General features: G+C 51.2%; 23 protein-coding genes and 1 pseudogene. 22 read left to right on the top strand and 2 right to left on the bottom strand.

The window, feature by feature from the left end; genetic code table 11:
* Nucleotides 1-346 (top strand): annotated as a pseudogene (locus VFS25_RS24165) (hypothetical protein); the annotation flags it as partial.
* A 9-nt stretch (nt 347-355) separates the two neighbouring features.
* Nucleotides 356-1,765, top strand: coding sequence for a RagB/SusD family nutrient uptake outer membrane protein (locus VFS25_RS24160; protein WP_326464755.1), 1,410 nt, complete (start codon nt 356-358; stop codon nt 1,763-1,765).
* 109 nt (nt 1,766-1,874) lie between these two features.
* Here the strand turns inward: VFS25_RS24160 and VFS25_RS24155 are convergent, their stop codons facing one another.
* Together VFS25_RS24155 and VFS25_RS24150 are read right to left on the bottom strand one after the other, a co-directional pair.
* Nucleotides 1,875-2,996, bottom strand: a complete 1,122-nt coding sequence (locus tag VFS25_RS24155) for a FecR family protein (RefSeq protein WP_326464754.1) — start codon at nt 2,994-2,996, stop codon at nt 1,875-1,877.
* A 153-nt stretch (nt 2,997-3,149) separates the two neighbouring features.
* Entirely contained in the window at nt 3,150-3,446 is a 297-nt protein-coding gene (locus VFS25_RS24150; protein ID WP_326464753.1) for a hypothetical protein, read from the bottom strand.
* A gap of 315 nt (nt 3,447-3,761) precedes the next feature.
* Here VFS25_RS24150 and VFS25_RS24145 point away from each other — a divergent pair, with 315 nt between their 5' ends.
* From VFS25_RS24145 to VFS25_RS24050, 20 genes are all read left to right on the top strand, one after another.
* On the top strand, nt 3,762-4,931 hold the full coding sequence (locus VFS25_RS24145) for a PepSY-associated TM helix domain-containing protein (RefSeq protein WP_326464752.1): 1,170 nt from the start codon (nt 3,762-3,764) through the stop codon (nt 4,929-4,931).
* A gap of 142 nt (nt 4,932-5,073) precedes the next feature.
* Nucleotides 5,074-6,663, top strand: coding sequence for a serine hydrolase (locus tag VFS25_RS24140; RefSeq protein ID WP_326464751.1), 1,590 nt, complete (start codon nt 5,074-5,076; stop codon nt 6,661-6,663).
* Between the two features lie 71 nt (nt 6,664-6,734).
* Entirely contained in the window at nt 6,735-9,014 is a 2,280-nt protein-coding gene (gene bglX, locus VFS25_RS24135; RefSeq protein ID WP_326464750.1) for a beta-glucosidase BglX, read from the top strand.
* 199 nt (nt 9,015-9,213) lie between these two features.
* Entirely contained in the window at nt 9,214-10,068 is an 855-nt protein-coding gene (hisG, locus tag VFS25_RS24130; RefSeq protein ID WP_326464749.1) for an ATP phosphoribosyltransferase, read from the top strand.
* Between the two features lie 96 nt (nt 10,069-10,164).
* Nucleotides 10,165-11,445, top strand: coding sequence for a histidinol dehydrogenase (hisD, locus tag VFS25_RS24125; protein ID WP_326464748.1), 1,281 nt, complete (start codon nt 10,165-10,167; stop codon nt 11,443-11,445).
* Between the two features lie 67 nt (nt 11,446-11,512).
* Nucleotides 11,513-12,583 carry a histidinol-phosphate transaminase gene (hisC, locus tag VFS25_RS24120; RefSeq protein WP_326464747.1) on the top strand — a complete coding sequence of 357 codons (1,071 nt, stop codon included), beginning with the start codon at nt 11,513-11,515 and terminating at the stop codon, nt 12,581-12,583.
* Between the two features lies 1 nt (nt 12,584).
* Nucleotides 12,585-13,721: a bifunctional histidinol-phosphatase/imidazoleglycerol-phosphate dehydratase HisB gene (gene hisB / locus VFS25_RS24115; protein WP_326464746.1), complete on the top strand. Its 1,137-nt coding sequence runs from the start codon at nt 12,585-12,587 to the stop codon at nt 13,719-13,721.
* A 349-nt stretch (nt 13,722-14,070) separates the two neighbouring features.
* Nucleotides 14,071-15,480: an anthranilate synthase component I family protein gene (locus VFS25_RS24110; RefSeq protein ID WP_326464745.1), complete on the top strand. Its 1,410-nt coding sequence runs from the start codon at nt 14,071-14,073 to the stop codon at nt 15,478-15,480.
* Nucleotides 15,481-15,484: 4 nt separating this feature from the next.
* Entirely contained in the window at nt 15,485-16,054 is a 570-nt protein-coding gene (locus VFS25_RS24105; protein ID WP_326464744.1) for an aminodeoxychorismate/anthranilate synthase component II, read from the top strand.
* A gap of 36 nt (nt 16,055-16,090) precedes the next feature.
* Entirely contained in the window at nt 16,091-17,083 is a 993-nt protein-coding gene (gene trpD, locus VFS25_RS24100; protein WP_326464743.1) for an anthranilate phosphoribosyltransferase, read from the top strand.
* 30 nt (nt 17,084-17,113) lie between these two features.
* Nucleotides 17,114-17,914 carry an indole-3-glycerol phosphate synthase TrpC gene (gene trpC / locus VFS25_RS24095; protein WP_326464742.1) on the top strand — a complete coding sequence of 267 codons (801 nt, stop codon included), beginning with the start codon at nt 17,114-17,116 and terminating at the stop codon, nt 17,912-17,914.
* A gap of 113 nt (nt 17,915-18,027) precedes the next feature.
* Complete coding sequence (locus VFS25_RS24090) at nt 18,028-18,654, top strand: phosphoribosylanthranilate isomerase (RefSeq protein ID WP_326464741.1); 627 nt, start codon at nt 18,028-18,030, stop codon at nt 18,652-18,654.
* Nucleotides 18,655-18,672: 18 nt separating this feature from the next.
* Nucleotides 18,673-19,884: a tryptophan synthase subunit beta gene (gene trpB / locus VFS25_RS24085; RefSeq protein WP_326464740.1), complete on the top strand. Its 1,212-nt coding sequence runs from the start codon at nt 18,673-18,675 to the stop codon at nt 19,882-19,884.
* 1 nt (nt 19,885) lies between these two features.
* Nucleotides 19,886-20,656 (top strand): tryptophan synthase subunit alpha, encoded by a 771-nt coding sequence (gene trpA / locus VFS25_RS24080; protein ID WP_326464739.1) that lies wholly within the window; start codon nt 19,886-19,888, stop codon nt 20,654-20,656.
* A 34-nt stretch (nt 20,657-20,690) separates the two neighbouring features.
* Nucleotides 20,691-21,284, top strand: a complete 594-nt coding sequence (gene hisH, locus VFS25_RS24075) for an imidazole glycerol phosphate synthase subunit HisH (protein ID WP_326464738.1) — start codon at nt 20,691-20,693, stop codon at nt 21,282-21,284.
* 5 nt (nt 21,285-21,289) lie between these two features.
* Nucleotides 21,290-22,027 (top strand): 1-(5-phosphoribosyl)-5-[(5-phosphoribosylamino)methylideneamino]imidazole-4-carboxamide isomerase, encoded by a 738-nt coding sequence (gene hisA, locus VFS25_RS24070; RefSeq protein WP_326464737.1) that lies wholly within the window; start codon nt 21,290-21,292, stop codon nt 22,025-22,027.
* Nucleotides 22,028-22,044: 17 nt separating this feature from the next.
* On the top strand, nt 22,045-22,800 hold the full coding sequence (hisF, locus tag VFS25_RS24065) for an imidazole glycerol phosphate synthase subunit HisF (RefSeq protein WP_326464736.1): 756 nt from the start codon (nt 22,045-22,047) through the stop codon (nt 22,798-22,800).
* Between the two features lie 30 nt (nt 22,801-22,830).
* Nucleotides 22,831-23,424, top strand: a complete 594-nt coding sequence (hisIE, locus tag VFS25_RS24060) for a bifunctional phosphoribosyl-AMP cyclohydrolase/phosphoribosyl-ATP diphosphatase HisIE (protein WP_326464735.1) — start codon at nt 22,831-22,833, stop codon at nt 23,422-23,424.
* A 23-nt stretch (nt 23,425-23,447) separates the two neighbouring features.
* On the top strand, nt 23,448-24,533 hold the full coding sequence (locus VFS25_RS24055; protein WP_326464734.1) for a TlpA disulfide reductase family protein: 1,086 nt from the start codon (nt 23,448-23,450) through the stop codon (nt 24,531-24,533).
* 193 nt (nt 24,534-24,726) lie between these two features.
* Complete coding sequence (locus tag VFS25_RS24050; protein WP_326464733.1) at nt 24,727-25,854, top strand: TlpA disulfide reductase family protein; 1,128 nt, start codon at nt 24,727-24,729, stop codon at nt 25,852-25,854.
* Nucleotides 25,855-25,857 lie beyond the last annotated feature (3 nt).

Genomic DNA, 25,857 nt, shown 5'->3' with positions numbered 1-25,857 from the left:
AGCCATGCTGGACCGCTGGCAGCAGCCCGGCCGGCAAACAGGCATACAGCGTTTTACACAGGACCCCGCCTCACCGGCCGGCATGGCATACAGCTACGCATTAAACAGTGACCAAACCATTACAGGCGCTTCGTTTATCCGTTGCAAAAGCCTGAACATCGCTTACCAGCTCCCTGCCCGCTGGCTGCAACGCCTGCGTGTAAACGACAGCCATTTTTTTATCCAGGCGCAGAACCTTTTTACCATAACAAATTATAAAGGCATTGACCCGGAAACCGCCGCCCAGGCAGTAGTATATCCGCCCTTGCGCATATGCACCGTGGGCCTGCGGCTAAGTTTTTATTAAATAATTGCAATGGCATTTAAACAACACATAAGCAACCGGCTGCATTGGTATATGCTGTATGCAGGCTGCCTGCTGGCGGGCGGCTGTACAAAGTTTGTAGATATAGCACCACCTAAGTCAGAAGCGCCGGCAAACACCACCGTTTATACAAATGACGCAGGCGCTACCGCGGCCATGCTGGGCATTTACGGCCGCATGATCAACAGCAGCGGGTTTGCCGGCGGTTATAACCGCAGCGTTACCTTCCTGGCTGCATTGTCTGCAGACGAGCTTATATATTATTCTGCCGCGGATGTGCCCCGGCAGTTTTATCAGGATGCTGTGCGCGCCAATAATCCCGCTATCCGGGATGATCTCTGGAACGAAATCTATACCTACATCTATGCAGCAAACGATGTGTACGAAGGCGTAAAAGGCTCCGCAGGCATAACGCAACCCGTAAAGGCGCAGCTGATGGGCGAAGCTTTATTTGTGCGCGCATTCTGCCACTTTTACCTGGTGAACCTGTTTGGCGCAGTGCCGCTGGTTACCCAAAAAGATTATGAGCAGAACATGAAGGTGAAGCGTACCGCCCCTGATACCCTTTACCGGCAGATCACCGGCGATTTACAGGATGCGCAGTCGCTCCTGGGGAATAACTATGCCGGGGGCGAAAAGGTGCGCCCTGGTAAAGCCGCAGCCACAGCGTTGCTGGCAAGGGTATTCCTGTACCGGCAGGATTGGGCGAACGCCGAAGAGCAGGCAAGTCGCGTAATAAATGATCCGGCTTACCGGTTGAATGATACGTTGCATAATGTATTCCTGGAAAACAGCACAGAAGCCATCTGGCAGCTGATGCCCAATACGCCCGCCCTGAATACCTGGGAGGGCTTTAATTTTATTTTAACCACAGCCCCTGCCGCTACCGAAACAAGCGCCGCAGCCCTTAGCCCCTGGCTGTTGCAGGCCTTTGAAAGCGGCGACCGGCGCCGGAGCAGCTGGGTAGATAGTATAAAGGTGAACGCTGCAGTGTATTATTTTCCCTGTAAATACAGGGTAAAACGCGGAGATGTGCTTACAGAATATTCTATGGTGCTGCGGCTGGCGGAACAATACCTGGTAAGGGCAGAAGCCCGCGCCCGCCTGGGCAACTTTTCCGGCGCATGTGCAGATGTGAATGTTATCCGTAAGCGGGCCGGCCTGCCGCCGGTGCGTTATAATACGGCAGCGGAGCTGCTGGCCGCCGTGGAGCATGAAAGACAGGTAGAGCTGTTTACAGAATGGGGCCACCGCTGGCTGGACCTTAAACGCACCGGCCGCGCTAATGCAGTGCTGGCGCAGGTTAAGCCGGCCTGGCAAAGTGAAGCGGCATTATACCCGCTGCCGCTGGGCGAGCTTGCCAAAAATGCCTTTTTACAGCCACAGAACCCGGGCTATTGAAGAATGTAAAATTTTAAATACAAAATGTAAAAGTAAACTCAGCTACCGTACGCTGCTTCGTTGCATTTTACTTTTACATTTTACATTCTACATTTATGATTTTACATTCTTACCTGAAGTGCAACACACCCTGCCGGTCAAAGTAATAATCCACGCCCGTCATATTCTTTACATCTTCCATAAACTCCTGTATGGGTTTGTTTTTATCCACCATCCCGTTAAAATGCACTTCTTTGGCTTTGGAATTACTGTCTATTACTGCGGTAATGCCCATGTGCCGGTACAGGATGTTACAAATATCAGTGAGCGTAGCCCGGGAAAAGAAATGCTTACCGGTTGTCCAGGCCAGTACTTTTTGTTCCTCAAAAGGCTGCGTATATAATCCCCTGGCAGGGGTGTACACCGCCTCCATACCGGGTTTCAGCACTACCGCCGCGCCATCGGTATTCATTTTAACGGCGCCGCTTATCAGCGATAGCTGTACCTGGTATGGATCATAGGCGTTAATATTAAATGAGGTGCCCAACACCTGTACTGCACTGTTGGGCGTATGCACAATAAACGGCTGTGCGGCATTGGCGGCTACCTCAATAAAGGCTTCGCCGCTCAGCAGCGTTATTTCCCGGCTGCTGCCGTTAAAGTTAAAGGGAAACTGCAGGCGGCTGCCGGCATTCAGTAATACCTTGCTGCCATCGGCCAGGATCACCTTGTAAGACCGGGCTACGGGTACGGTTAATGTATGTTGCCCGTTATTTACGGAAAAGCCGTTAGCGCTGCTGAAGGTAAGGCTGTCTGCAGCATTGTGCAGCTGCACGTCGCCCAGGCTGATGCTGGAGGTTTGGTCAGACAGCAGTACGGTTTTATTGTTGGCCAGCTGCAGGGTTACCTGCCCCGGTTCTGCGGCGGCTAATGGCGCTGCCTGGGAAGCGGCTGGCCTGTGAAGCAGGAAATAAAGGCCCGCGCCCGCAAGGAGCACCCCTGACAGTATGGCGGCTACCTTGTAGGTACGGAAGTGGTCCAGTACCGTAATGGGCCGGACCCCCGGCTTTGCGTTGGTAAAGGCCAGCAGGTTTTGCCAGTCTTCATCCGCATTCAGGCTTTCAGGGTTGTTATGGCCGAAAGTAAGCTCCAGCGCATGCAGGGCTTCCTGCATCGATTCATCTTTGCGGAGCTGTTCTTCCAGGTATAGCTGGTCTTTATCGGAAATAATACCGGCAACTTTTTCAGACATCAGTTGCCATAGGTGCTCATTTTGTTGTTGGGAAAAATGTGTCACGGCTTTAATGTTGTTTCGCGGTAGTCACAAAAATAATGACATGATTGATGTAGAAAGTAATAATGATACTACCCGGTAAATAAATATTGATTGATTCCCGAAGATTTATCAGGACTGCTGCAGGGGGACCTGCATACCCTGTTTTTTACAACGTTCTGTAAGCGCTTTGAACAGGAAAGTCCTTAACGGAACGCGAACATGTTTAAAAAGATCGTTGTCCCAGCAATCTATAAAAAAGTCCTCCACAATAGCTTTCGCCGCCGCTTCATCAGTTATATGGGAGGAAGCTACCACCAGCAGCCATACACGATATTGACGGTAAGCATCATTTAGCGCATTTGGATCGCCCGTTCTAAGCCTTCTTAATAATTGTTTATCGTTGTGTTGCGCTGCTTTCTGCTTCATACTCCGAAGATTTGTTTTCCTTTTCATAACGCCTGGTATGGGTGTAACGGGCATCTAACTTTCAGGGCGATGTTATGGATGCTTATGGCAAGCAGTTGTGCCATTGCCTGTAACCGGTTAAAAGTACAGAAAATATTATTTGACATATGTTAATACAACTAATTTTTTTTGTTAACACACCGTAGCCCGCCGTCCTTTTTTTCCGATAGCGTAAATATTTTTCCCGATTCCGTAAACGGATTACCCGGCCATTTCTCACCTTTGCGGTTATAACCGGCTATGCGGATATAATTATGGTTGGCTGGCCTTTACGATATGGGAAGCAAGAAAAAGAACCTGAAATACTGGATAGGAAAAATACATCTTTGGCTCGGGCTGGCATCCGGGCTAATTGTGGTGTTCCTGGGCATCACCGGCTGCATGCTGGCCTTTGAGCGGGAAATTGAAAGCGTAACCACCGGCTACCGGTATATTAAAAATGAGCAGCAACCGTTCCTTCCGCCATCTGCATTAAAAACGCGTGCGCAACAGGCGCTGCCCGGCAAATTGCCGCACAGCGTAAGCTACTTCCCGGAAGACAGGGCCGCAGAAGTGGCCTTTTTTGCAGTAGAGCCGTCTTACTACTACATCGTATACCTGAACCCCTACAGCGGTAAAGTGCTGAAGGTGAAGAACATGGACCGTGATTTTTTCCGCATTATCCTTATGGGCCATTACTACCTGTGGCTGCCGCCTGCCATTGGCCAGCCTATTGTAGCCAGCGCCACCCTCATTTTTGTAATTATGCTCATAACCGGCCTGGTGCTGTGGTGGCCAAAGAACCTTGCCGCCCGCAAGCAGCGCTTTACCGTAAAATGGAATGCCAGGTGGCGCCGGGTGAATTATGACCTGCATAATATACTGGGCTTTTACATTACCTGGATAATTTTAATTACTGCGCTCACCGGCCTGGTCATGGGCTTTCAGTGGTTTGCCAAAACCGTTTACTGGACGGCTTCCGGCGGTAAAAGCCAGGTAGCCTATTATGAGCCTTTCTCCAAAAAGGCTCCCCATGTTACCTCCGGCGCTGTACCCGCCACCGACCGGGTATGGGAGAAAATGAAGGCGGAATATCCCCATACGCAAATGATCGAAGTGCATTTCCCTGAAAGCGATACCGCTTCCATTGGAGCAGTAGCCAACCCCGATATTGCCACTTACTGGAAGCAGGACATCCGCTATTTTGACCGGCACACATTGGAGGAAATTCCTGTAACACATGCCTATGGCCGTTTTGCAGCCGCCTCCGCTGCCGATAAGCTTACCCGCATGAACTATGATATTCATGTAGGCGCCATACTGGGCCTGCCGGGCAAGATCATGGCTTTTTGCGCCAGCCTGATAGCAGCCAGCCTGCCGGTTACCGGTTTTTACATCTGGTGGGGCAGGCGGCATAAGAAAAGCAAGGCGCACCCCGTGCCCGCAAGAAGGGCCGCCCTGGTGTAGGCAACTGCCCCGCTGTTTCATATGATTTTGCCGCGTTCACAATTGAACATCCTTTGCTGAAACCGGACAGCCGCCGGTAACTGCCATATTCACAACCCATTGTTTTTCAGCAGCTGTGAAATTGAGCACTCCCTTTGCAGGCATGCCATATCAAAGTGCAGGCTTAAAATTTATGATAAAAACATATATCTGTTCCCTTATACTATGGTGCTGCGCCGCTTCACTAAAAGGGCAAAATGCAGGTCAGCTGCCGCGAAGCACCCCTGAAACAGAAGGAGTATCATCAACAGCAATTATCAGTTTTCTCGATGCGTTTGAAAAAAGCGGCAATGAGCCCCATAGCATAATGCTGCTACGGCACGGGAAGGTTATTGCGGAAGGCTGGTGGAAGCCTTACGGACCGTGGCAGCTACATAATATGTATTCAGTTAGTAAAAGCTTTACCGCTACAGCAGTGGGGTTTGCCGAAGCCGACGGGTTACTGGGTTTGGATGATAAGGTTATTTCCTACTTCCCGTCTGACTTACCTGATACGCTTAGCGACAATCTGAAAGCGCTGCGCATCCGCGACTTACTGACCATGTCGGTGGGTATGGATAGCCAGCCGGCTGTAGATGATAACAAAAGCGACAGCTGGGTTAAAATTTTCCTTGCCCATCCGGTCATCTATAAATCAGGTAGCCGTTTCCTGTATAATCCCATGGCTACTTATATGCTGTCGGCCATTGTACAGCAGGTTACAGGTGTAACCACGTATGAATACCTCTGTAAAAAGCTTTTCCCTTTTCTCAATATTGCGGATGTAGACTGGACAACCAGTCCGCAAAAAATTACCTCCGGCGGATGGGGCCTGCGTTTAAGAACAGAAGACATGGCCAGGTTCGGACAATTTTATCTGCAGAAAGGTTGTTGGGAAAACAGGCAGCTGCTGCCGGCCGCCTGGATGCAGCAGGCAACCTCCGTTCAGATCATCCAGCACCCTGACCTGCAGCCCGCATCCAGGGATTCAAGTGATTGGGAACAGGGGTATGGTTACCAGTTCTGGAAGGGATTGCACAATTCTTACCGCGCCGATGGCGCCTGGGGACAATTTATCTTGATAATGCCCGACCAGGATGCGGTGCTGGTAATTACCGAAGAGGCCTCGGACCCGCAGCGCACTTTAAACCTGGTATGGAAATACCTTTTACCCGGTATGAAAATGCAAAAGCTGTCTGAAAACCATTACGCCGGTAAACGGCTTAAGCGCCGTTTGGCATCGCTGACATTGCCGTTGCCTGAACAACCGTTATTTTCTCAAAAGGCAGCAGTAATAAGGCATGCCTACTCAATTCAGGATAATGATATTAAGATCAGCAATATCGCGGTAAACATTGACAAGAAGGGCCATTGCCTGCTTTCTGTAAGAAAAGACGGAATTGATTTTGATTTCCGGTTTGCCGCGGGAAGCTGGTTGTGCGGCGTTACAAAAGTGAGGGGCATAGGGCACCCTGCCTGGTTTTATACCAAACTAAAGGAAGCACCGGCTTCCAATATAGCCGGTACATATTATTGGGAAGATGAGCGCACGCTAAAGCTTGTGCTGCAGTACACGCAATCTTTGTTTAACGAGTTTATAAATAAGGAAACAATTACGCTGCATTTCAAAGGGAAGAATGTTATCATGGAGCTGGATGATAACCGCGGATGGAAGGTGAAGTGTACGGGAAGCAACATCAACACGGCACGCTGAGCATAACAGTTACTGCCAGGGTGTAACGGCGTTTTCTCCTTACCTTTAGCCTTACAAAACCCAAACACGTCATGAAACGGATTTTTACCGGTTATATAATGGCTTTCCTGGCTATTATATGCACAGCAACTGTACAGGCACAACAATCAGCAACCGCAAAAAAACAGTTTTTAACCCGGCTGCTACAGCAGATGACCCTGGAAGAAAAAATAGGGCAGCTTAACCTGCTTACCAGCGATATGGATGTTACCGGCCCTTTTATGCGGGCCGGCTATAAAAAAGATATTGAAGAAGGCCGGTGCGGCGCCATCTTTAACGCCTATACGCCGCAGTACACCCGCCAGCTGCAGCAATTAGCCCTTAATACCCGCCTGAAAATACCCCTGTTGTTCGGGTATGACGTAATACACGGCCACAAAACCATTTTTCCCATACCCCTGGGCGAAGCCTGCACCTGGGACCTGGCCCTGATGGAAAAGAGCGCCCGCATTGCTGCCCGGGAAGCCAGCGCCGACGGCCTGCACTGGACCTTCAGCCCCATGGTGGATATTGCCCGCGATCCCCGCTGGGGACGCGTGGCAGAAGGCGTGGGGGAAGATACCTGGTATGGCATGCAGGTAGCCAAAGCCAAGGTAAAAGGCTACCAGGGCGCCAACCTGGTCGCCGACAGCACTATTCTGGCCTGTGTAAAGCACTTTGCGCTGTACGGCGCCGTGGAGGCAGGCCGCGATTACAATGTGGTGGATATGAGCCGCCGCCGCATGTACCAGGACTATCTGCCGCCCTACAAAGCTGCTGTGGATGCGGGCGTAGCCACGGTAATGACCTCCTTTAATGAAATAGACGGTATACCTGCCACGGGCAATAAATGGCTGCTCACCGATCTGCTGCGCAAGCAGTGGGGCTTTAAAGGCTTTGTGGTAACGGACTACACCGCTATCAATGAAATGATAGCCCACGGCGTGCCCAAAGATGAATATGAAGCCGCGGCCCTGGCGCTGAATGCCGGTGTAGACATGGATATGCAGGGCAGCGCATTTTCCGGCCAGCTTAAAAAGCTGGTGCAGGATAAAAAAATAACAATGCAGCAGGTAAACGACGCAGTGTACCGCGTGCTGGCTGCCAAGTACGACCTGGGCCTTTTCCAGGACCCGTTTAAATATTGCGATACTGCCCGTGCCGCGCGTGAGATCATGAGCGCCGGAAATTTACAGGCCGCCCGCGAAATTGCAGCACGTTCCATTGTATTGCTGAAAAATGCAACCGGGCTGCTGCCCCTGAAAAAACAGGGTAATATAGCCCTGATAGGTCCCCTGGCCAACAGCCCGCGGGATATGATCGGCAACTGGTCGGCCGCAGGTGATCCGAACAAAGCAGTAACGCTGCTGCAGGGCATCCGCGATAAGGTGGGCAATGCGGCAAAAGTTACCTATGCGCAGGGCGCGCATATTACTTCCGATACCAGCCTGTTTAAGAAAGCCATGCAAAAGCAGCAGCTGGAAGCAGCCGACACGGCCAACAGCGCGCAAATGCTGGCAGAAGCGGTAACGCTGGCCAAACAGGCCGATGTGGTAATTATGGCGCTGGGCGAGTCGCAGGGCATGACAGGCGAAGCGGCCAGCCGCTCCAACATCGGCATACCGGAAAGCCAGCGGCAGCTGCTGAAAGCTGTATATGCCACCGGCAAACCCATTGTGCTGGTGCTCATGAACGGCCGCCCGCTTACGCTGGAGTGGGAAGATGCGCACATCCCTTCCATCCTGGAAACCTGGTTCCTGGGCACAGAAGCAGGTAACGCCATTGCAGATGTGCTGTTTGGCGATTACAACCCGGCCGGTAAGCTTACAATGACCTTTCCGCGTAACACCGGGCAAATTCCCATTTATTATAACCACCGCACTACCGGCCGTCCCTTTAACCCGGATAATAAATACTCCACCAAGTACCTGGATGTATCTAACGAGCCGCTATATCCCTTTGGCTACGGGCTAAGCTATACGGAGTTTACCTACGGCCCGGTACAGCTCAGCAAGCCGCAGATTACGCCCGCGGCGCCTTTGCAGGTAAGCGTGAAAGTAAGCAACACCGGTAATTACGATGGCGAAGAGGTGGTACAGCTGTACATTCGGGATAAAGTGGGCAGCGTTACCCGCCCGGTAAAGGAGCTCAAAGGCTTTAAAAAGATCTTTTTAAAGAAAGGGGAAAGTCAAACCGTTAGCTTCACCATCACAGTAGATGATCTGAAGTTTTATGACAAGGATATGCAGTGGACCTATGAGCCGGGCGACTTTACCGTATTTGTAGGGCCCGACAGCCGCAACGCGCAGGGCGCCGATTTTACCCTGAATTAACCGGCAATAAATTTTGAATTTCCGCATTTCTTACTATTTTTGCGCCGTCATTATGATTATTAACGTACATATCCATCATCACCACCATACTTACCGCAACGGTAGGCAGGGATGATATTATATGTAAAAATATATTTAAATATCAGCGGCTTACCGGAAAAGGTAAGCCGCTGTTGTTTTTACCAGAATATAATCTTTTATGAAGCTAAGACTCGCCATCCAGAAATCAGGCCGCCTGCACGATGATTCCATGAAGCTGCTCAAGGAATGCGGCATAGACATTAATAACGGGGTGAACCGCCTGAAAACAGAAGCCAGCAACTTTCCGCTGGAGGTATTTTTCCTGCGTGATGATGATATTCCGCAATATATTGAAGATGGCGTAGCCGATATAGGCATGGTAGGTGAGAACGTAGTGCTGGAAAAAAACAAGCAGGTGCAGGTAGTGGAAAAGCTCGGATTTGGCAAGTGCCGTTTATCTGTTGCCGTGCCCAAGGCCATGGAGTATAACGGGGTAAAGGATTTGCACAAAATGCGCATAGCCACCAGCTACCCGGTAATAGTAGACGATTTTTTGAAAAAGAACAGCATACAGGCAGAGATACACGAAATCAGCGGATCAGTGGAAATAGCGCCTGGTATTGGCCTGGCAGACGCCATCTGCGACCTGGTGAGCAGCGGCTCCACCCTGTTTATGAACGGCCTGAAGGAAGCAGAGGTAATACTGAAGTCAGAAGCGGTGCTCATTGCCAACAGCAACCTGGATGCCGGCCTGCAGCAGCTGCTGGAAAAGCTGCTGTTCCGGATAAAATCAGTAAAAAAGGCAAAAAACAACAAGTACATTCTGCTGAATGCGCCCAATGATAACCTGCAACAGATCATCGGGCTGCTGCCTGGCATGAAAAGCCCCACCGTGCTGCCCCTGGCGGAAGAAGGCTGGAGCTCCGTACATTCCGTGGTAAATGAAAATGATTTCTGGGATATTATCGAAAACCTGAAAGCCGCCGGCGCCCAGGGCATACTGGTAGTACCCATTGAAAAAATGATCATTTAATAAAGCAACGGCTATTCGCATTCATAATTATCTTCAATGGTGCGCATGAATGCTTCGCGTTTAATAATTCGTAATTGAATAATTCGTAATTAACCAATGTTATACGAGTACCCTGAACCATCCTCCTGGCCTGCGCTGCTGCAACGGCCGGTAATGGACACCACAGCGCTGGAAAGCAAAGTGGCCGCTATTTTAAAAGATATACAGCAGCAGGGCGATGCTGCCGTGCGCAGGTATGCCCTGCAGTTCGATAAAGTGCAGCTGAACCAGCTGCAGGTAACAGAAGCGGAGTTTGCACATGCCACCGCTACGCTGGACCCTGCATTAAAACAGGCCATCCTGCAGGCCCGGCAAAATATAGAAACGTTTCACCGCGCGCAGCAGGAGGCAGGCAAGATCATAGAAACCATGCCCGGCGTGCAATGCTGGCGCAAGGCAATAGCCATCGAAAAAGTAGGCTTATATATTCCGGGCGGCTCTGCCCCGTTGTTCTCTACCATTTTAATGCTGGGCATACCGGCGGTAATAGCCGGCTGTAAGGAAATTGTGCTGTGCACGCCTTCCAATGCCGCCGGTGAGGTACATCCCGCCATTTTATTTGCCGCCCGCCAGGTAGGCATTGATACCGTTTTTAAAATAGGCGGCGTACAGGCAATCGGCGCTATGGCCTACGGCACTGCCACCGTACCTAAGGTAGATAAGATATTTGGCCCCGGTAACCAGTATGTAACCTGCGCCAAGCAGCTGATTAATAAAGATGGTATTGCCATTGATATGCCGGCCGGTCCTTCGGAAGTGGCTGTGCTGGCCGATGAAAGCTGTGTGCCTGCTTTTGTGGCGGCCGATCTGTTGTCGCAGGCAGAGCATGGCCCCGACAGCCAGGTGCTGCTGGTAACAACCGCAGCCGCTGTTATTAAAAGCGTGCAGGAGGAAGTGGAAAAGCAGCTGGCGCAGCTGCCCCGCCGTGATATTGCCACACAAGCCCTGCAGCACAGCCGCCTGGTGCTGGTAAAAGACATGGATATTGCTATGGCGCTGCTAAATGCCTATGCGCCGGAACACCTCATTATTGCCTGCAGGGATGATATTGCGCTGGCAGACAAAGTGGTGAATGCAGGCTCCGTATTCCTGGGCAACTATTCACCGGAAAGCGCCGGCGACTATGCTTCCGGCACTAACCATACGCTGCCCACCAACGGTTATGCCCGCGCTTACAGCGGCGTATCGCTGGACAGTTTTGTAAAAAAGGTCACCTTTCAGCGCCTTACGCAGGAAGGCTTGCAGCGCATAGGCAATACCATTGCCACCATGGCGGCAGCAGAAGGGCTGGATGCGCATAAACGGGCCGTTACCATCCGTTTAATTAATAATGAATAATGAACTTATCGCCCGCATTTTACAAACGCACACCCTATTAATTATTAATTCTTAATTATTAATTACAATGTTCGATCTCAATAAACTGCTGCGTAATAATATCAAACAGCTGGTGCCGTACTCCTCGGCCCGCGATGAGTTTAAAGGAGAAGCCAGCATTTTCCTGGATGCCAATGAAAACAGCTTTGGCTCCCCGCTGCCCGTGTACTACAACCGCTACCCCGATCCCATGCAGTGGAAGCTGAAATACAAGCTGGCCGATATTAAAGGCGTACCGCCGCAGCACATTTTTATCGGCAACGGCAGCGATGAGGTGATTGATGTATTGTACCGCGCATTGTGCAATCCCGGTGTGGATAATGTAATACTTTGCCCGCCTACCTATGGCATGTACGAAGTAAGCGCGCACATTAACGATGTGGTGATACGGCAGGTAAGCCTTACCGAAGATTTTCAGCTGGACATGCCCGCACTGCAGCAGGCCATAGACGAGCACACAAAGCTGATCTTTGTATGCTCGCCCAACAACCCCACCGCCAACTCCATTAACCGGGAGGACATTGAGCTGCTGCTGAATAACTTTGAAGGCATTGTGGTGGTAGATGAAGCCTACATTAACTTTGCCCGTCAGAAAACCTTTATACAGGAGCTTACGGAATATCCCAACCTGGTGGTAATGCAAACCCTTTCCAAAGCCTGGGGCCTGGCCGCGTTGCGCGTGGGTATGGCCTTTGCTGGTGAAGAGATCATCCAGGTAATGAACAAAATAAAGCCGCCGTACAACATTAGCCAGGCCGCGCAGGAGCTGGCATTGCAGGCGCTGGAAAATGTGCAGCAGGTAAATGAATGGATCCGGGAAACCGTAATTGAGCGGGACCGGCTGAGCGCTTCCCTGGAAAAGCTGCCGCAGGTGATAAAAGTATATCCCAGCGACGCCAACTTTGTGCTGGTTAAAACCACCGACGCCAAAGGCATTTATCAATACCTGGTAGCGCAGGGCATTGTAGTGCGCGACCGTTCGCGCGTAGAGCTGTGCGCCGGCTGTTTGCGCATTACCGTAGGCACACCGGAGGAAAATGAAAAATTAATAGCTGCGCTGGCAGAGATGAAGCCGGAAGCAGCAGGTAAAAAATCATAACATGAAACGCATACTGTTCATAGACCGCGATGGTACGCTTATCAAAGAAGTACCGCCCACTTACCAGGTAGACAGCCTGGAAAAAATCGAATACTATCCGAAGGTATTCACCTACATGGCCAAAATAGCCGCTGAGCTGGACTATGAGCTGGTAATGGTAAGCAACCAGGATGGCATGGGCACGGAATCGTTTCCCGAAGCCCATTTCTGGCTGGTGCAAAACAAGATTATACAGGCATTTGAGAATGAAGGCGTGTATTTTAAAGCCGTGCATATCGACCGCACTTTTCCCCATGAGAATGCGCCCACCCGCAAGCCCGGCACCGGTATGCTTACGCAGTATTTCTCATCTGACTACGACCTGGCCAACTCTTTTGTAATAGGCGACCGCATTACCGACGTGCAACTGGCCAAGAACCTGGGCGCAAAAGCCATTTGGATGAATGAAGGCACCGGCCTGGGAAGCGCGGAAATAAAGGATGCTGTTGCCGACCTGCAGCCCGTTATAGCGCTGGAATCAACCGACTGGGGAAAGATATACGAGTTCCTGAAGCTGGGCCTCAGAACAGTTACGCATAAACGCACCACCAAGGAAACAGATATTGCCATTTCCCTGAACCTCGACGGTAAAGGACAGGCCAGCATTGAAACCGGCCTGGGTTTCTTTGATCATATGCTAGAGCAGATAGCCCGCCATGGCAATATCGATCTTACGGTTAAAGCCATTGGCGACCTGCATATTGATGAGCACCATACCATCGAAGATACCGGCCTGGCCTTGGGCGAAGCCATGGCAAAGGCGCTGGCCGATAAACGGGGCATGGAGCGCTACGGCTTTTGCCTGCCCATGGATGATTGCCTGGCGCAGGTAGCCATTGACTTCGGGGGCCGCAACTGGCTGGTATGGGACGCTAAGTTCAACCGGGAAAAAATAGGGGAGATGCCCACGGAAATGTTCTTCCACTTCTTCAAGTCGTTTTCAGACGCCGCTAAATGTAATCTTAACATCAGGGCCGAAGGGGAGAACGAGCACCACAAGATAGAAGCTATTTTCAAGGCGTTTGCCAAGGCCGTTAAAATGGCCGTACGCCGCGATCCGCTGAACCTGCAGCTGCCCAGCACCAAAGGGGTGCTGTAAGCAAAAAGCAAAAAGCATAAAGCAAAAAGCTTCCCACGGTTTGATGCCGGCCGCTTGCTTTCCGCCTCCTGCTTTCCGCTTTGTGCTTTCCGCCTTCTGCTTTCCGCTTTGTGCTTTCAGCTTCAAAAAAAATTTGCATTTTCTAAAAAAACAACCCATATTTGCTGCCGTAATGAAACAGAACGTAACATACAAGCATTGGTGGTGGCACGGAATCATATCCTGATCTGTGTTACAGTGCCATGTTTTGTATGAAACAAATATATTCAGAAGGCTCGCTGTTACACAGCGGGCCTTCTGGCTTTTAGAGCTTCCTGCGTCTGACGTCCGACTTCAAATTTCAAAACTCATGCGTACCATTCAAGTAAGAACGAGATCCAAACAAATGCTGGCAGATGTTTACACGCCGGTAGGCATCTACCTCCGCCTGCGCGATAAGTTTCCCGGCACCGTATTGCTGGAAAGTACCGATTACCGCGCCAGCGAAAACAGCTTTTCCTTTATCTGCGTAAAGCCCATTGCCGGCATTGAGGTAACCTCCACCACCAACTTTGAGTTCAAATATCCCAACCTGCCGGTAGAACGGAAACAGCTGAAAAATAAAGAAAGCGTGCTGGATGAGCTGCAGCACTTCCTGGGCAGCTTCAGCTTCACCGGCCAGGCGCCTTTACCAGTGGTACGCAGCCTGTTCGGGTACACCACTTTTGATGCTGTACAGTTTTTTGAAACCATTGAATTTAATAAGCAAAAGCCCAATAACAGCACCATACCGCTGATGCGCTACCGCTTTTACCAGTATGTGATTGCCATTAACCACTTTAAAGATGAGCTGTTCCTGTGCGAGCACCAGGTAGATGGGCTGGATAGCGAGTTTGACCTGGTAGAATCGCTCATTAAGCACAAAGATGTGCCCACCTATGGCTTTGCCGCCGTAGGCAATGAAGAAAGCAATATGACAGATGCGGAATATATGCAGATGGTGGAGCAGGGCAAGCAGCACTGCTTCCGCGGCGATGTGTTCCAGGTAGTGCTGTCACGCGCCTTCCGCCAGCAATATAACGGCGATGAGTTTAATGTATACCGCGCCCTCCGCTCCATTAATCCCTCCCCTTATCTCTTTTACTTTGATTACGGCGACTATAAGCTCATGGGCTCCTCGCCCGAAGCGCAGCTGGTGATCAAAAACAATAAAGCCACCATTCACCCCATAGCAGGCACTTTCCGCCGTACCGGCGACGATGAGCAGGACCAGCTGCTGGCCGATAAGCTGCTGATGGATCCCAAGGAAAATGCCGAGCATGTAATGCTGGTTGACCTGGCCCGTAATGACCTGAGCCGCCATGCCAGCGATGTGGAGGTGGAGTCTTACCGCAAAATACAGTTCTACTCACATGTAATACACCTGGTAAGCGAAGTGGTAGGAAAAATACAGCCGCATGTAAATCCTTTCTCCCTGCTGGCAGCCACCTTCCCGGCAGGCACTTTAAGCGGCGCGCCCAAGTACAGGGCCATGGAAATTATTGATCAGTATGAGCCCACCGCCCGCGGCTTTTACGGCGGCTGCATTGGCGCCGTAGGGTTTAACGGCGATTTTAACCACGCCATTATGATCCGCTCCATGCTCAGTAAGTCCAACACGCTGTATTACCAGGCCGGCGCCGGTGTGGTAGCCAAATCCATAGCTGCCTCTGAGCTGGAAGAGGTGAACAATAAATTGAATGCATTAAAACAGGCCATACTGCTGGCGCAAAAAATATAGTGTGATGAACATACTGGTATTTGATAACTACGACTCTTTTACCTATAACCTGGTGCACCTGGTAGAGAAGATCATTAACGGCAAGGTGACGGTGTACCGCAACGATGAGATACCGCTGGAGCAGATCAACCGGTTTGATAAGATCATCCTGTCGCCGGGGCCGGGCATACCGGAAGAAGCAGGCTTGCTGCTGCCGTTGATCAAAACGTATGCGCCTGCAAAATCCATTTTCGGCGTTTGCCTGGGGCAGCAGGCCATAGGCCAGGCTTTTGGCGCGGATCTTATTAACCTGAAAGAGGTATATCACGGCGTAGCCACGCCGGTGAACATTGTTTCACGCGAAGGCCGCCTGTTCAACGGTTTGCCGGACGAGCTGGAAGTTGGCCGCTATCACTCCTGGGTAGTGGATGAAAAAACATTGCCGCCCGCCCTTACCATTACCGCGCGCGATGAGCATGGGTATATTATGGGACTGCAGCATAAAGAGTATGACGTAAGCGGTGTGCAGTTTCACCCCGAAAGCGTGCTTACGCCGCATGGAGAAAAAATATTACGGAACTGGCTGGAAATGTAAGCCATTGCCATTCCTTAACTATTTATCACATATAGGATGAAAAAGATACTCAACTACCTTTTTGAACATAAGACCTTTACCCGGGAAGCTGCCAAAGACATCCTCATCAGCATTTCCAAGGGCGTGTATAATGAAAGTGAGCTGGCCGCTTTTATGACGGTGTTCCTCATGCGCAGCATTACCATTAACGAGCTGCTGGGCTTTAGGGATGCGCTGCTGGAGCTGTGCATACCTGTTAAGCTGAACGACTATGATGTGCTGGATATTGTAGGCACTGGCGGCGATGCCAAGAACACCTTCAACATCTCCACCCTTTCCTGTTTTATCGTAGCCGGCGCCGGCGGTAACGTGGCCAAACACGGCAACTATGGCGTATCTTCCATTAGCGGGGCCTCTAACCTCATGGAAACGGCAGGCTATAAGTTTAAGAACGATGAAGCTAAATTGCGGGCCGAAATAGAGCAGGCAGGAGTTTGTTTCCTGCACGCGCCCCTGTTTCACCCGGCGCTGAAAAACGTGGCTGGCATCCGCCGGCAGCTGGGCGTTCGTACGTTCTTTAACATGCTGGGCCCCCTGGTGAACCCCGCCTTTGCAAAACACCAGCTTATTGGCGTGTACAGCCTGGAAATGGCGCGGGTATACAACTACCTGTTCCAGCAAACAGATAAGAAGTTTGCCATTGTGCACAGCCTGGATGGCTATGATGAAATATCGCTCACCAGCGATGCGCGCATTATTACCAATAAGGGAGAGCAGGACTGGACGCCGGAGCAGCTGGGCCGCCGCAAAGTGCACCCGGAAGATATTTATGGCGGTAACTCCGTAGAAGAAGCCGCCAAAATATTTATAAAGATATTGAAAGGAGAAGGCAGCTGGGCGCAGAACTCCGTGGTGCTGGCCAATGCCGCCATGGGCCTGTACTGCATGGAAAAGTACGCCGATTATGCCGACTGTTTTGAGGCAGCGGTGGTATCACTGGAGTCCGGCGCCGCGCATAATGCATTTAAAAAGCTTATCAGTATGCAGTAATGCGGCCATAAAAACACTACAGCCATGAACATGAACAATATTTTAACGGAAATAGTTGCGCATAAAAAAACAGAAGTAGCTGCCCGTAAGCAGCAGCGCAGCATAGCAGCGCTGGAGCAGGCGCCTGCATTTAAACGCACGCCGCGGTCGCTGCGCCAGTCCCTGCAGGACCCTGCCAAAACCGGCATTATCGCGGAGTTTAAACGCCGCTCGCCTTCCAGGGGCCTTATTAACGGCCAGGTAACCGTGCAGGATATTACCACCGCTTATACCCGTTACGGCGCCTCCGGCCTGTCGGTGCTTACAGATGAAAAGTTCTTTGGCGGCACAATGGAAGACCTGCAGCAGGCCCGGGCCGTGAACAGCATTCCCATTCTGCGTAAGGATTTTATGATAGATGAATACCAGCTGGTAGAAGCAAAGGCCATCGGCGCCGATGTAATACTGCTGATAGCGGAATGTTTAAACGCGGCGGAAGTAAAGCACCTGGCCGCTTTTGCGCATAACCTGGGTTTGGAGGTATTGCTGGAAGTGCATAGCGAAGCGCAGCTGGAAAAAGTAACGGAGCATGTGCACCTGGTAGGGGTTAACAACCGCGACCTTACCACTTTTAAAGTGGACTTTAACCGCTCCTGTGAGCTGGCGCCCAAAATTCCGGCCGGCAAGCTGAAAGTAGCGGAAAGCGGCATCAGCGATCCTGCTGCCATAGCAACGCTGAAGCAGGCCGGCTTTGAAGGCTTCCTGATCGGTGAGCACTTTATGCGCCAGGAAAACCCGGCACAGGCATTTGAAAAGTTTACAGCCGCTATTAAAACAGCGGTAAAAATGTAAAATCTAAAATGTAAAATTTCAAATGTAAAAGTAGCCGGTAATGTTATTTGGTAGCGTACTGTTTTAACTTTTACATGCTACATTTTACATTTAATATTTAATATTCTCTACGCATGGCACTTAACATAAAAGTATGCGGCATCACCCGTGAGCAGGACCTGCAGGCGCTGGTACAATATGGGGTTGACTACGCGGGGTTTATTTTTTACGGAAAATCCCCGCGGTGCGTAACCGGTAAGCTGGATGCCGCTACAGTGCGCAATACCACCGGTATAAAAAAAGTAGGGGTATATGTAGAGGAAGATGCTGCCGTAATACAACAGCACATCGCAGCATATGGGCTGGATATGGTGCAGGTGCACGGCAATATTACCCCGGCGCAATGCGCAGTACTGAAAGACATGGCTACGCTGGTAAAGGTTTTTCATATAGGCGCTGATGTTAGCTGGCGGCAGGTGGAGGAATTTATACCGGTAAGCGATTACTTTTTATTTGATACGGCGGCAGCAGGTAAAGCTTACGGCGGTACCGGCCAGCAGTTCAACTGGGAGCTGTTGAAATCCTATCCTTTTACCCGCCCCTTTTTTCTGAGCGGCGGCATTGGCCCGGGGGATGCTGCCCAGCTGGCGGCATTGCAGCTGCCCGGCCTGTTTGCGGTAGACGTGAACAGCCGTTTTGAAACAGCGCCCGGCGAAAAGGATATGGATAAAGTGCAGGCATTTGTAAAAGCATTACGTTAAACAAAAAAAATCAGGATAATGGAGATAGCGGTAAATACAAAAGGCTCCAAATACCATGTAAACGGGAAGGGGTATTACGGCAACTTTGGCGGCGCATACATACCGGAAATGTTATATCCCAATGTAGAGGAGCTGCGGCAAAACTACATGCAGATAATAAGTGACCCCGGTTTTCAGCAGGAGTTTACGCAGCTGCTGAAAGACTATGTGGGCCGCCCTTCCCCGCTGTACCTCGCCAAAAGGCTGTCTGAAAAATACAAGGCGGATATTTACCTGAAGCGGGAAGACCTGAACCATACCGGCGCCCATAAGGTAAATAACACCATCGGGCAAATATTGCTGGCCCAGCGCCTGGGTAAAAAACGCATTATTGCGGAAACCGGCGCGGGGCAGCATGGCGTGGCCACAGCTACGGTATGCGCCTTAATGGGGCTGGAGTGTATTGTGTACATGGGCGCGGTGGATATTGAGCGGCAGGCCCCCAATGTGGCCCGTATGAAAATGCTGGGCGCTACCGTGGTGCCGGCCAACAGCGGCAGCCGCACATTGAAAGATGCCACCAATGAAGCTATCCGCGACTGGATCAATAACCCGGTAGATACGCATTATATCATTGGTTCTGTTGTAGGGCCGCATCCTTACCCGGATATGGTGGCGCGCTTTCAGTCGGTTATCAGCGAAGAAATTAAGCAGCAGCTGCTGGAGAAAACCGGCAGCCCTTATCCCAACTACGTGCTGGCCTGCGTAGGCGGCGGCAGTAATGCAGCTGGCGCGTTCTTCCACTTTCTGGATGATGAGCAGGTGCAGCTGGTGCCGGTAGAAGCCGCGGGCAAAGGCATCAACAGCGGTTTTTCCGCCGCCACCTCACAGCTGGGCAGGCCGGGCGTGATACATGCCGCCAAAACCCTGCTGATGCAAACGGATGATGGGCAGATCGTGGAGCCGCATTCCATTTCCGCGGGGCTGGATTATCCCGGCGTAGGGCCTTTACATGCTCACCTGTATGAAACGGGCCGCGCGCGCTTCCTGAGCGCTACGGACGATGAAGCCCTGGAAGCCGCCTTTGAGCTTACCCGCCTGGAAGGTATTATACCTGCGCTGGAATCGTCCCACGCGCTGGCCCGGCTTAAAGACCTGCGCCTGCAGCCTCGCGATGTAGTGGTGGTATGCCTCTCCGGCCGTGGCGATAAAGATATGGGCACTTATATGAAACACATGCAACAACAATAGTATGAACCGCATAGATCAACTTTTTGCAACCAGGAAGCAGGGCATACTCAATATTTATTGCACCGCAGGCTTTCCCAACCTGGATGATACCCTGCCGGTAATGACAGCCCTGCAGGCGCATGGCGCAGATATGATAGAGCTGGGCATGCCCTTTTCCGATCCCCTGGCCGACGGCCCGGTGATACAGGACAGCAGCACCCGCGCCCTGCACAACGGCATGAGCCTGAAAAAGCTGTTCGCGCAGCTGAAAAATTTCCGCGAAAATATACACGTTCCCGTTATACTCATGGGGTACCTGAACCCGGTAATGCAGTTTGGTGTGGAGCGCTTTCTGCAGCAGTGCGCGGAAACCGGGGTAGACGGCCTCATACTGCCTGACCTGCCTATGGCGGAATACGAGCAGGAGTACCGCCCGCTTTTTGAAAAATATGGATTACACCTTATCTTTCTGGTAACGCCGGAAACCAGCGACGCCCGCATACGGCAGATAGATGCGCTGAGCCGGGGATTTGTATACGCCGTGTCCTCCTCATCCACCACCGGAAAAGACAAGGATATGAAAGGCCAGCAGGCTTACTTTGAGCGTTTAAAGTCCCTGCAGCTGAAAAACCCGGTGCTCATTGGCTTTGGTATAAAGGACAAATCTACCTTTGACGCCGCCTGCGCTTACAGCAACGGCGCTATTATCGGTACCGCCTTTATTAAAGCGCTGGAAAATACAACCAACCTGGATGGAACCGTGAAAACGTTCATACAGTCCGTAAGACAATAACCAGGCGAAACATCCGTGATATAGAAATTAACAGATGAAAACAGTAATCATAAAATATAATGCAGGCAATATCCGCTCCGTGCTGTTTGCGCTGGACCGCATAGGGGTGCAGGGCATGGTAACCGACGACCCGGAAGAGATACAGTCGGCCGATAAAGTGATTTTTCCCGGGGTGGGAGAGGCCAGCACCGCCATGCAGTACCTGCAGCAGCGCGGGCTGGATAAGGTGATCACCGGCCTGCGGCAGCCCGTATTAGGCATTTGCCTGGGCCTGCAGCTGCTGTGCAGGCACTCTGAAGAAAATAATACAACCTGTTTGGGCGTGTTTGACGTGGAGGTAAAACGCTTTCAGTCGCCGGTGGAAAACCTGCTGAAAATACCGCAGATAGGCTGGAACAATATTGCCGGTTTGCACAGCACCCTGTTTGAGAAGATACCGGAGAACAGCTACATGTATTTTGTGCACAGCTATTATGCAGCGCTGGCGCCGGAAACGGTAGCCATTGCCAATTACGTGGTGAACTACAGCGCTGCCCTGCAGAAGGATAATTTTTACGCGGTGCAGTTTCACCCGGAAAAATCAGCAGAGGCGGGGCAAAAATTACTGGAGAGTTTTCTGAAGCTATAAGACACATGCAAACAAAAAGAACATTTACCGTAATACCGGCCATTGATATTATCGGCGGCAAATGCGTACGCCTTACCCAGGGCGATTATGCGCAGCAGAAAGTGTATAACGAGCATCCGCTGGAAGTAGCCAAAGCCTTTGAGGATATTGGCGTAAAGCGGCTGCACCTGGTTGACCTGGACGGCGCCAAAAAAGGAGCCGTGGTAAACTGGAAAGTGCTGGAGGCCATAGCCGGTAAAACCGGTCTGGTAGTGGACTTCGGAGGGGGTATTAAAACCGCCAAAGACCTGGACATTGTATTTGAAAGCGGCGCTGCCCTGGCCACCATTGGCAGCATAGCGGTAAAAGACCCCGAGCTGTTCTTTGAATGGGTAAAAAAATACGGACCGGAAAAAATATTCCTGGGCGCCGACGTAAAGGAAGAGAAAATTGCAGTGGGCGGCTGGCTCGAAACCACGCCGCTGTCTGTATTCGACTTCCTGGAGCAGAACGTGCGCCAGGGCGTGCAGCACATTTTTTGTACAGATATTGCCAAAGACGGTTTGCTGCAGGGCCCTTCTGTTAAGCTGTACCAGCAGATACTGGAACGTTTCCCAAACATTAACTTTGTAGCCAGCGGCGGCGTAAGCAACCTGCAGGATGTGGAAACCCTGCGGGAAATAGGCTGCAGCGGCGCCATTATCGGCAAAGCCATTTACGAAGGAAACATAACCATGCAGCAACTTAAATCAATTACGAATTAGTTAATTACGAATTACGAATGCTAACCAAACGCATCATCCCCTGCCTCGACATCAAAGACGGGCGTACCGTAAAAGGGGTGAACTTTGAAAATATACGCGACGCCGGCGATCCCATAGAGCTGGGCGCATTGTACGCACAGCAGGGCGCCGACGAGCTGGTGTTCCTGGATATAACGGCTACCAATGAACGCCGTAAAACCCTGGCGGAGCTGGTAACCCGCATTGCCCGGCATGTGAACATACCTTTTACCGTGGGCGGCGGCATTGCTTCCGTTGAGGATGTGTATGTGTTGCTGCAGTCCGGCGCGGATAAAATATCCGTGAACACTTCCGCCTTTAAACGGCCGGAGCTGGTGGATGAGCTGTCGCGCGAGTTTGGCAGCCAGTGCATAGTGCTGGCCATTGATACCCGCTTTGAGGATGGCGACTGGTACGTGTACCTGAACGGCGGCCGTGTAAAAACAAACACCAAAGCCTATGACTGGGCAAAAGAAGCCGTGAGCCGCGGCGCCGGTGAAATACTGCTCACCTCCATGAATAACGACGGCACCAAACAGGGCTTTGCCCTGGATATTACCGGGCAGCTGTCGCAGCATTTAAACGTGCCTGTAATTGCCTCCGGCGGCGCCGGCGCCATGGAACATTTTACAACCGTGTTTGAAGAAGCGCAGGCCGATGCCGCGCTGGCCGCCAGCATTTTTCATTACAAGGAAATAGAGATACCTGCGCTGAAAAAGTATTTGTACAGCAAAGGAGTGAACATAAGATTTTAAACAGGCAAACCGCCAACAGCTATTTACACCATGCAAATTGATTTTCAGAAATCGCCCGACGGCCTGGTGCCGGCCATTGTGCAGGATGCAGCTACCTTAAAGGTGCTGATGTTAGGCTATATGAACCAGGCAGCGCTGGACAAAACCCTGCAGGAAAAAAAGGTTACTTTCTTCAGCCGCTCCAAACAGCGCCTGTGGACCAAGGGAGAGGAGAGCGGCAATTTCCTGCTGCTGCAGGATATAAAGGTAGACTGCGATAATGATACCCTGCTGGTAAAGGCCAATCCCGTAGGGCCGGTATGCCATACCGGCGCAGATACCTGCTGGAATGAGGTGAACGTAAGCAACGATTTCCTGTCTAAACTGGAAAGCGTGATCATGGACCGTAAGAACAATCCAACGGAAAAATCCTATACCGCCAGCCTGTTTGCCAAAGGCATTAACAAAATAGCGCAAAAGGTGGGTGAAGAAGCAGTGGAAGTAGTAATAGAAGCCAAGGATAATAACGAAGCCCTGTTCCTGAACGAAGCCGCCGACCTGCTGTTCCATTATCTTATATTGTTGAATGCCAAAGGCTGCCAGCTGTCCGATGTGCTGAACGTGCTGCAGCAGCGGCATAAGTAGCAGATTTTTTATATATTTATAGCATGAAGCATTTATTCCTCATGGTGTGCTGCGCCGCCGGCACCCTGGCTGCCAGCGCGCAAAGTGTAATATCCGGTACGGTGAGCGGCGCCGACGGGAAAAAGATCTATTTATTCGATGATGCCGACAATAACCCGAACGACTCTACGGTATTGCAGAACGGCCAATTCTCTTTTACCATAAAAGATAAAAAGGAGCTTTCCGTGTACGCCCTGGTGCTGGAAGGCGTGGACCAGCCGTTGCTGTTTGTGCCGGAAGGCGGCCCGCAGCAGCTGACCCTGAGCGCCGATAAATTCCCGGTAGCCAGCGCCCTGAAGGCGAATGATAATACCAAAGCCATGCAGGAGTACCAGCAGCAGTTTCAGCCCCTGATACAAAGAGCGCATGCGCTGAACCAGGAGGCTGCCGGTATTTCCGGGGACGATGAAGCGGCAAAGGAGGCCTTCCGCAAAAAAGCCGCCGCCTTTAGCAACGATGTGGTAAAGGTGGGCAAAGCCTTTGTAAAGCAGCATCCCAAAGCCCTGGCCAGCATGTGGATGCTGATGAATGAGCTGCGGCCCCGCCTGGAGCTGGCCGACTTTGAAGCCCAGTTCACCAGCCTCGATAAATCATTGCAGAACGGAAAGTACGGCCAAAGCGTTGAGCAGTACATTCACCGCCAGAAAGCAAGCGGCATTGGCATAATGGCAGAAGATTTTTCACAGGATGATACAGATGGTAAAGCCGTAAAACTTTCCTCTTTCCGGGGGAAATATGTACTGGTTGATTTCTGGGCCAGCTGGTGTGGCCCCTGCCGGGCCGAGAACCCCAACGTGGTAAAGGCCTTTAACAAGTATAAAGACAAGAATTTCACCATACTCAGCGTGTCGCTGGATGAGGATAAAAACCGCTGGCTGCATGCCATTAAGCAGGATGGCCTTACCTGGACCCACGTATCTGACCTGCACGGCTGGAGCAATGAGGTGGCTGTGCAATACAACATCCGTTCCATTCCCTCCAATTTCCTGGTAGACCCCCAGGGGCGCATTATTGCCCGCAACCTGCGCGGCCCGGCCCTGGAAGACAAGCTCGACGAAATACTTAAATAGCTTATAATCATACACATGTGCTGACGTGCACCGGCAAGGACAAAAACTGCGCCCTGCCAGCAGCCGTCAGCACATCCGTTTAATGCCGCGCCGGTTCCCGTTTCTGTTCCGCTTATCACAATCATTTTGACTTTGCCCGGCCATTTCGCCATATTTGTTGCTACGTAAAAAGTCAAAAGCAGTAGTATTTATTATGAAGAGAGCTATACTGACCGCCGTGCTGCTGTCACCGGTGGTCTTGTTTGCGCAGGGTGAAAAACCTTTTACTATCAATGGAACAGTGGCGCAGCTGCATAAACCAGCCAAAGTGTATCTGAATGTGCGCAAGGGAGATGACAACATGCTGGATAGCGCAGCGGTTAAAGACGGCAAATTTTCCTTCCGGGGAACCCTTAAAGAACCTTCCATGGCCAGCCTGATGCTGGTAATAAGCGACCAGCCCCCAGATATGCCGCATGGCGGCAAGCGCGATGTGCTGCCGCTGTTCCTGGATAAAGGCAACATTACCATTACCACACAGGACTCTATAAGCAAAGCCGTAGTAAAAGGCTCTGCCGCCAACGATGCCTACCTGCAGCTGGATGGTATGCTGAAAGATATAGACACCGAGATGCGGAGCCTGCAAAAAGAATACCGGCAGCTGTATATGGCCAAGGATGAGGAAGGCATGAAAAAGCTGGAGCCCCGGTTCGACTCCTTGGAAGCCAAAGAAAAAAGCATTATGCGCAGCTACCTGGCTAAAAACCCCGGCTCGCCCATTGCCATGTTTGCGCTGAACCAGTATGCAGGCTACGATATTAACCCGGCCGATGTGGAGCCGGTTTTCAAAAAGCTGAATAAGAAAATAAGGAACTCCGAATCCGGGAAAGCATTTGTGCAACGCCTGGAAGCTGCCAAAAAAACCGCTGTTGGCCAGCCCGCGCTTGACTTTACACAAAGCGATGTAAACGGCAAGGCCGTTAGCCTTAACGCGTTCCGGGGTAAATATGTGCTGGTTGATTTCTGGGCCAGCTGGTGCGGTCCCTGCCGCGCCGAGAACCCGAATGTGGTACGGGCTTACAGCAAATACAAATCAAAAGGTTTTGAGATACTGGGCGTTTCCCTGGATGATAAAAAAGATAAATGGCTGGCAGCCATACAGGCCGATAACCTTTCCTGGACGCATGTTTCAGACCTCAAAGGCTGGAAAAACGCTGCTGCGGAGCTGTACAGCATACGCGCCATTCCCCAGAATTTTCTTATAGACCCGCAGGGTAAGATCATAGCCAAGAACCTGCGCGGCGATGCCCTGGAAACCAAGCTGGGAGAGGTGATGCAGTAGCAG

It is taken from the genome of Chitinophaga sp., from assembly GCF_035761305.1.
Taxonomy (GTDB): Bacteria; Bacteroidota; Bacteroidia; order Chitinophagales; family Chitinophagaceae; genus Chitinophaga.
This window is presented reverse-complemented; position numbering and strand designations above follow the sequence as displayed.

Bases quoted from the DNA above. Each gene is read 5' to 3' on its own strand.
- hisH (WP_326464738.1), top strand. From the start codon at position 20,691: ATGAAAACAGTAATCATAAAATATAATGCAGGCAATATCCGCTCCGTG.
- trpA (WP_326464739.1), top strand. From the start codon at position 19,886: ATGAACCGCATAGATCAACTTTTTGCAACCAGGAAGCAGGGCATACTC.
- bglX (WP_326464750.1), top strand. From the start codon at position 6,735: ATGAAACGGATTTTTACCGGTTATATAATGGCTTTCCTGGCTATTATA.
- VFS25_RS24110 (WP_326464745.1), top strand. From the start codon at position 14,071: ATGCGTACCATTCAAGTAAGAACGAGATCCAAACAAATGCTGGCAGAT.
- hisB (WP_326464746.1), top strand. From the start codon at position 12,585: ATGAAACGCATACTGTTCATAGACCGCGATGGTACGCTTATCAAAGAA.
- VFS25_RS24050 (WP_326464733.1), top strand. From the start codon at position 24,727: ATGAAGAGAGCTATACTGACCGCCGTGCTGCTGTCACCGGTGGTCTTG.
- hisG (WP_326464749.1), top strand. From the start codon at position 9,214: ATGAAGCTAAGACTCGCCATCCAGAAATCAGGCCGCCTGCACGATGAT.
- VFS25_RS24150 (WP_326464753.1), bottom strand. From the start codon at position 3,446: ATGAAGCAGAAAGCAGCGCAACACAACGATAAACAATTATTAAGAAGG.
- hisIE (WP_326464735.1), top strand. From the start codon at position 22,831: ATGCAAATTGATTTTCAGAAATCGCCCGACGGCCTGGTGCCGGCCATT.
- VFS25_RS24160 (WP_326464755.1), top strand. From the start codon at position 356: ATGGCATTTAAACAACACATAAGCAACCGGCTGCATTGGTATATGCTG.
- VFS25_RS24105 (WP_326464744.1), top strand. From the start codon at position 15,485: ATGAACATACTGGTATTTGATAACTACGACTCTTTTACCTATAACCTG.
- hisF (WP_326464736.1), top strand. From the start codon at position 22,045: ATGCTAACCAAACGCATCATCCCCTGCCTCGACATCAAAGACGGGCGT.
- trpD (WP_326464743.1), top strand. From the start codon at position 16,091: ATGAAAAAGATACTCAACTACCTTTTTGAACATAAGACCTTTACCCGG.
- trpB (WP_326464740.1), top strand. From the start codon at position 18,673: ATGGAGATAGCGGTAAATACAAAAGGCTCCAAATACCATGTAAACGGG.
- trpC (WP_326464742.1), top strand. From the start codon at position 17,114: ATGAACAATATTTTAACGGAAATAGTTGCGCATAAAAAAACAGAAGTA.
- VFS25_RS24140 (WP_326464751.1), top strand. From the start codon at position 5,074: ATGCCATATCAAAGTGCAGGCTTAAAATTTATGATAAAAACATATATC.
- hisC (WP_326464747.1), top strand. From the start codon at position 11,513: ATGTTCGATCTCAATAAACTGCTGCGTAATAATATCAAACAGCTGGTG.
- VFS25_RS24055 (WP_326464734.1), top strand. From the start codon at position 23,448: ATGAAGCATTTATTCCTCATGGTGTGCTGCGCCGCCGGCACCCTGGCT.
- VFS25_RS24090 (WP_326464741.1), top strand. From the start codon at position 18,028: ATGGCACTTAACATAAAAGTATGCGGCATCACCCGTGAGCAGGACCTG.
- hisD (WP_326464748.1), top strand. From the start codon at position 10,165: ATGTTATACGAGTACCCTGAACCATCCTCCTGGCCTGCGCTGCTGCAA.
- VFS25_RS24145 (WP_326464752.1), top strand. From the start codon at position 3,762: ATGGGAAGCAAGAAAAAGAACCTGAAATACTGGATAGGAAAAATACAT.
- VFS25_RS24155 (WP_326464754.1), bottom strand. From the start codon at position 2,996: ATGTCTGAAAAAGTTGCCGGTATTATTTCCGATAAAGACCAGCTATAC.
- hisA (WP_326464737.1), top strand. From the start codon at position 21,290: ATGCAAACAAAAAGAACATTTACCGTAATACCGGCCATTGATATTATC.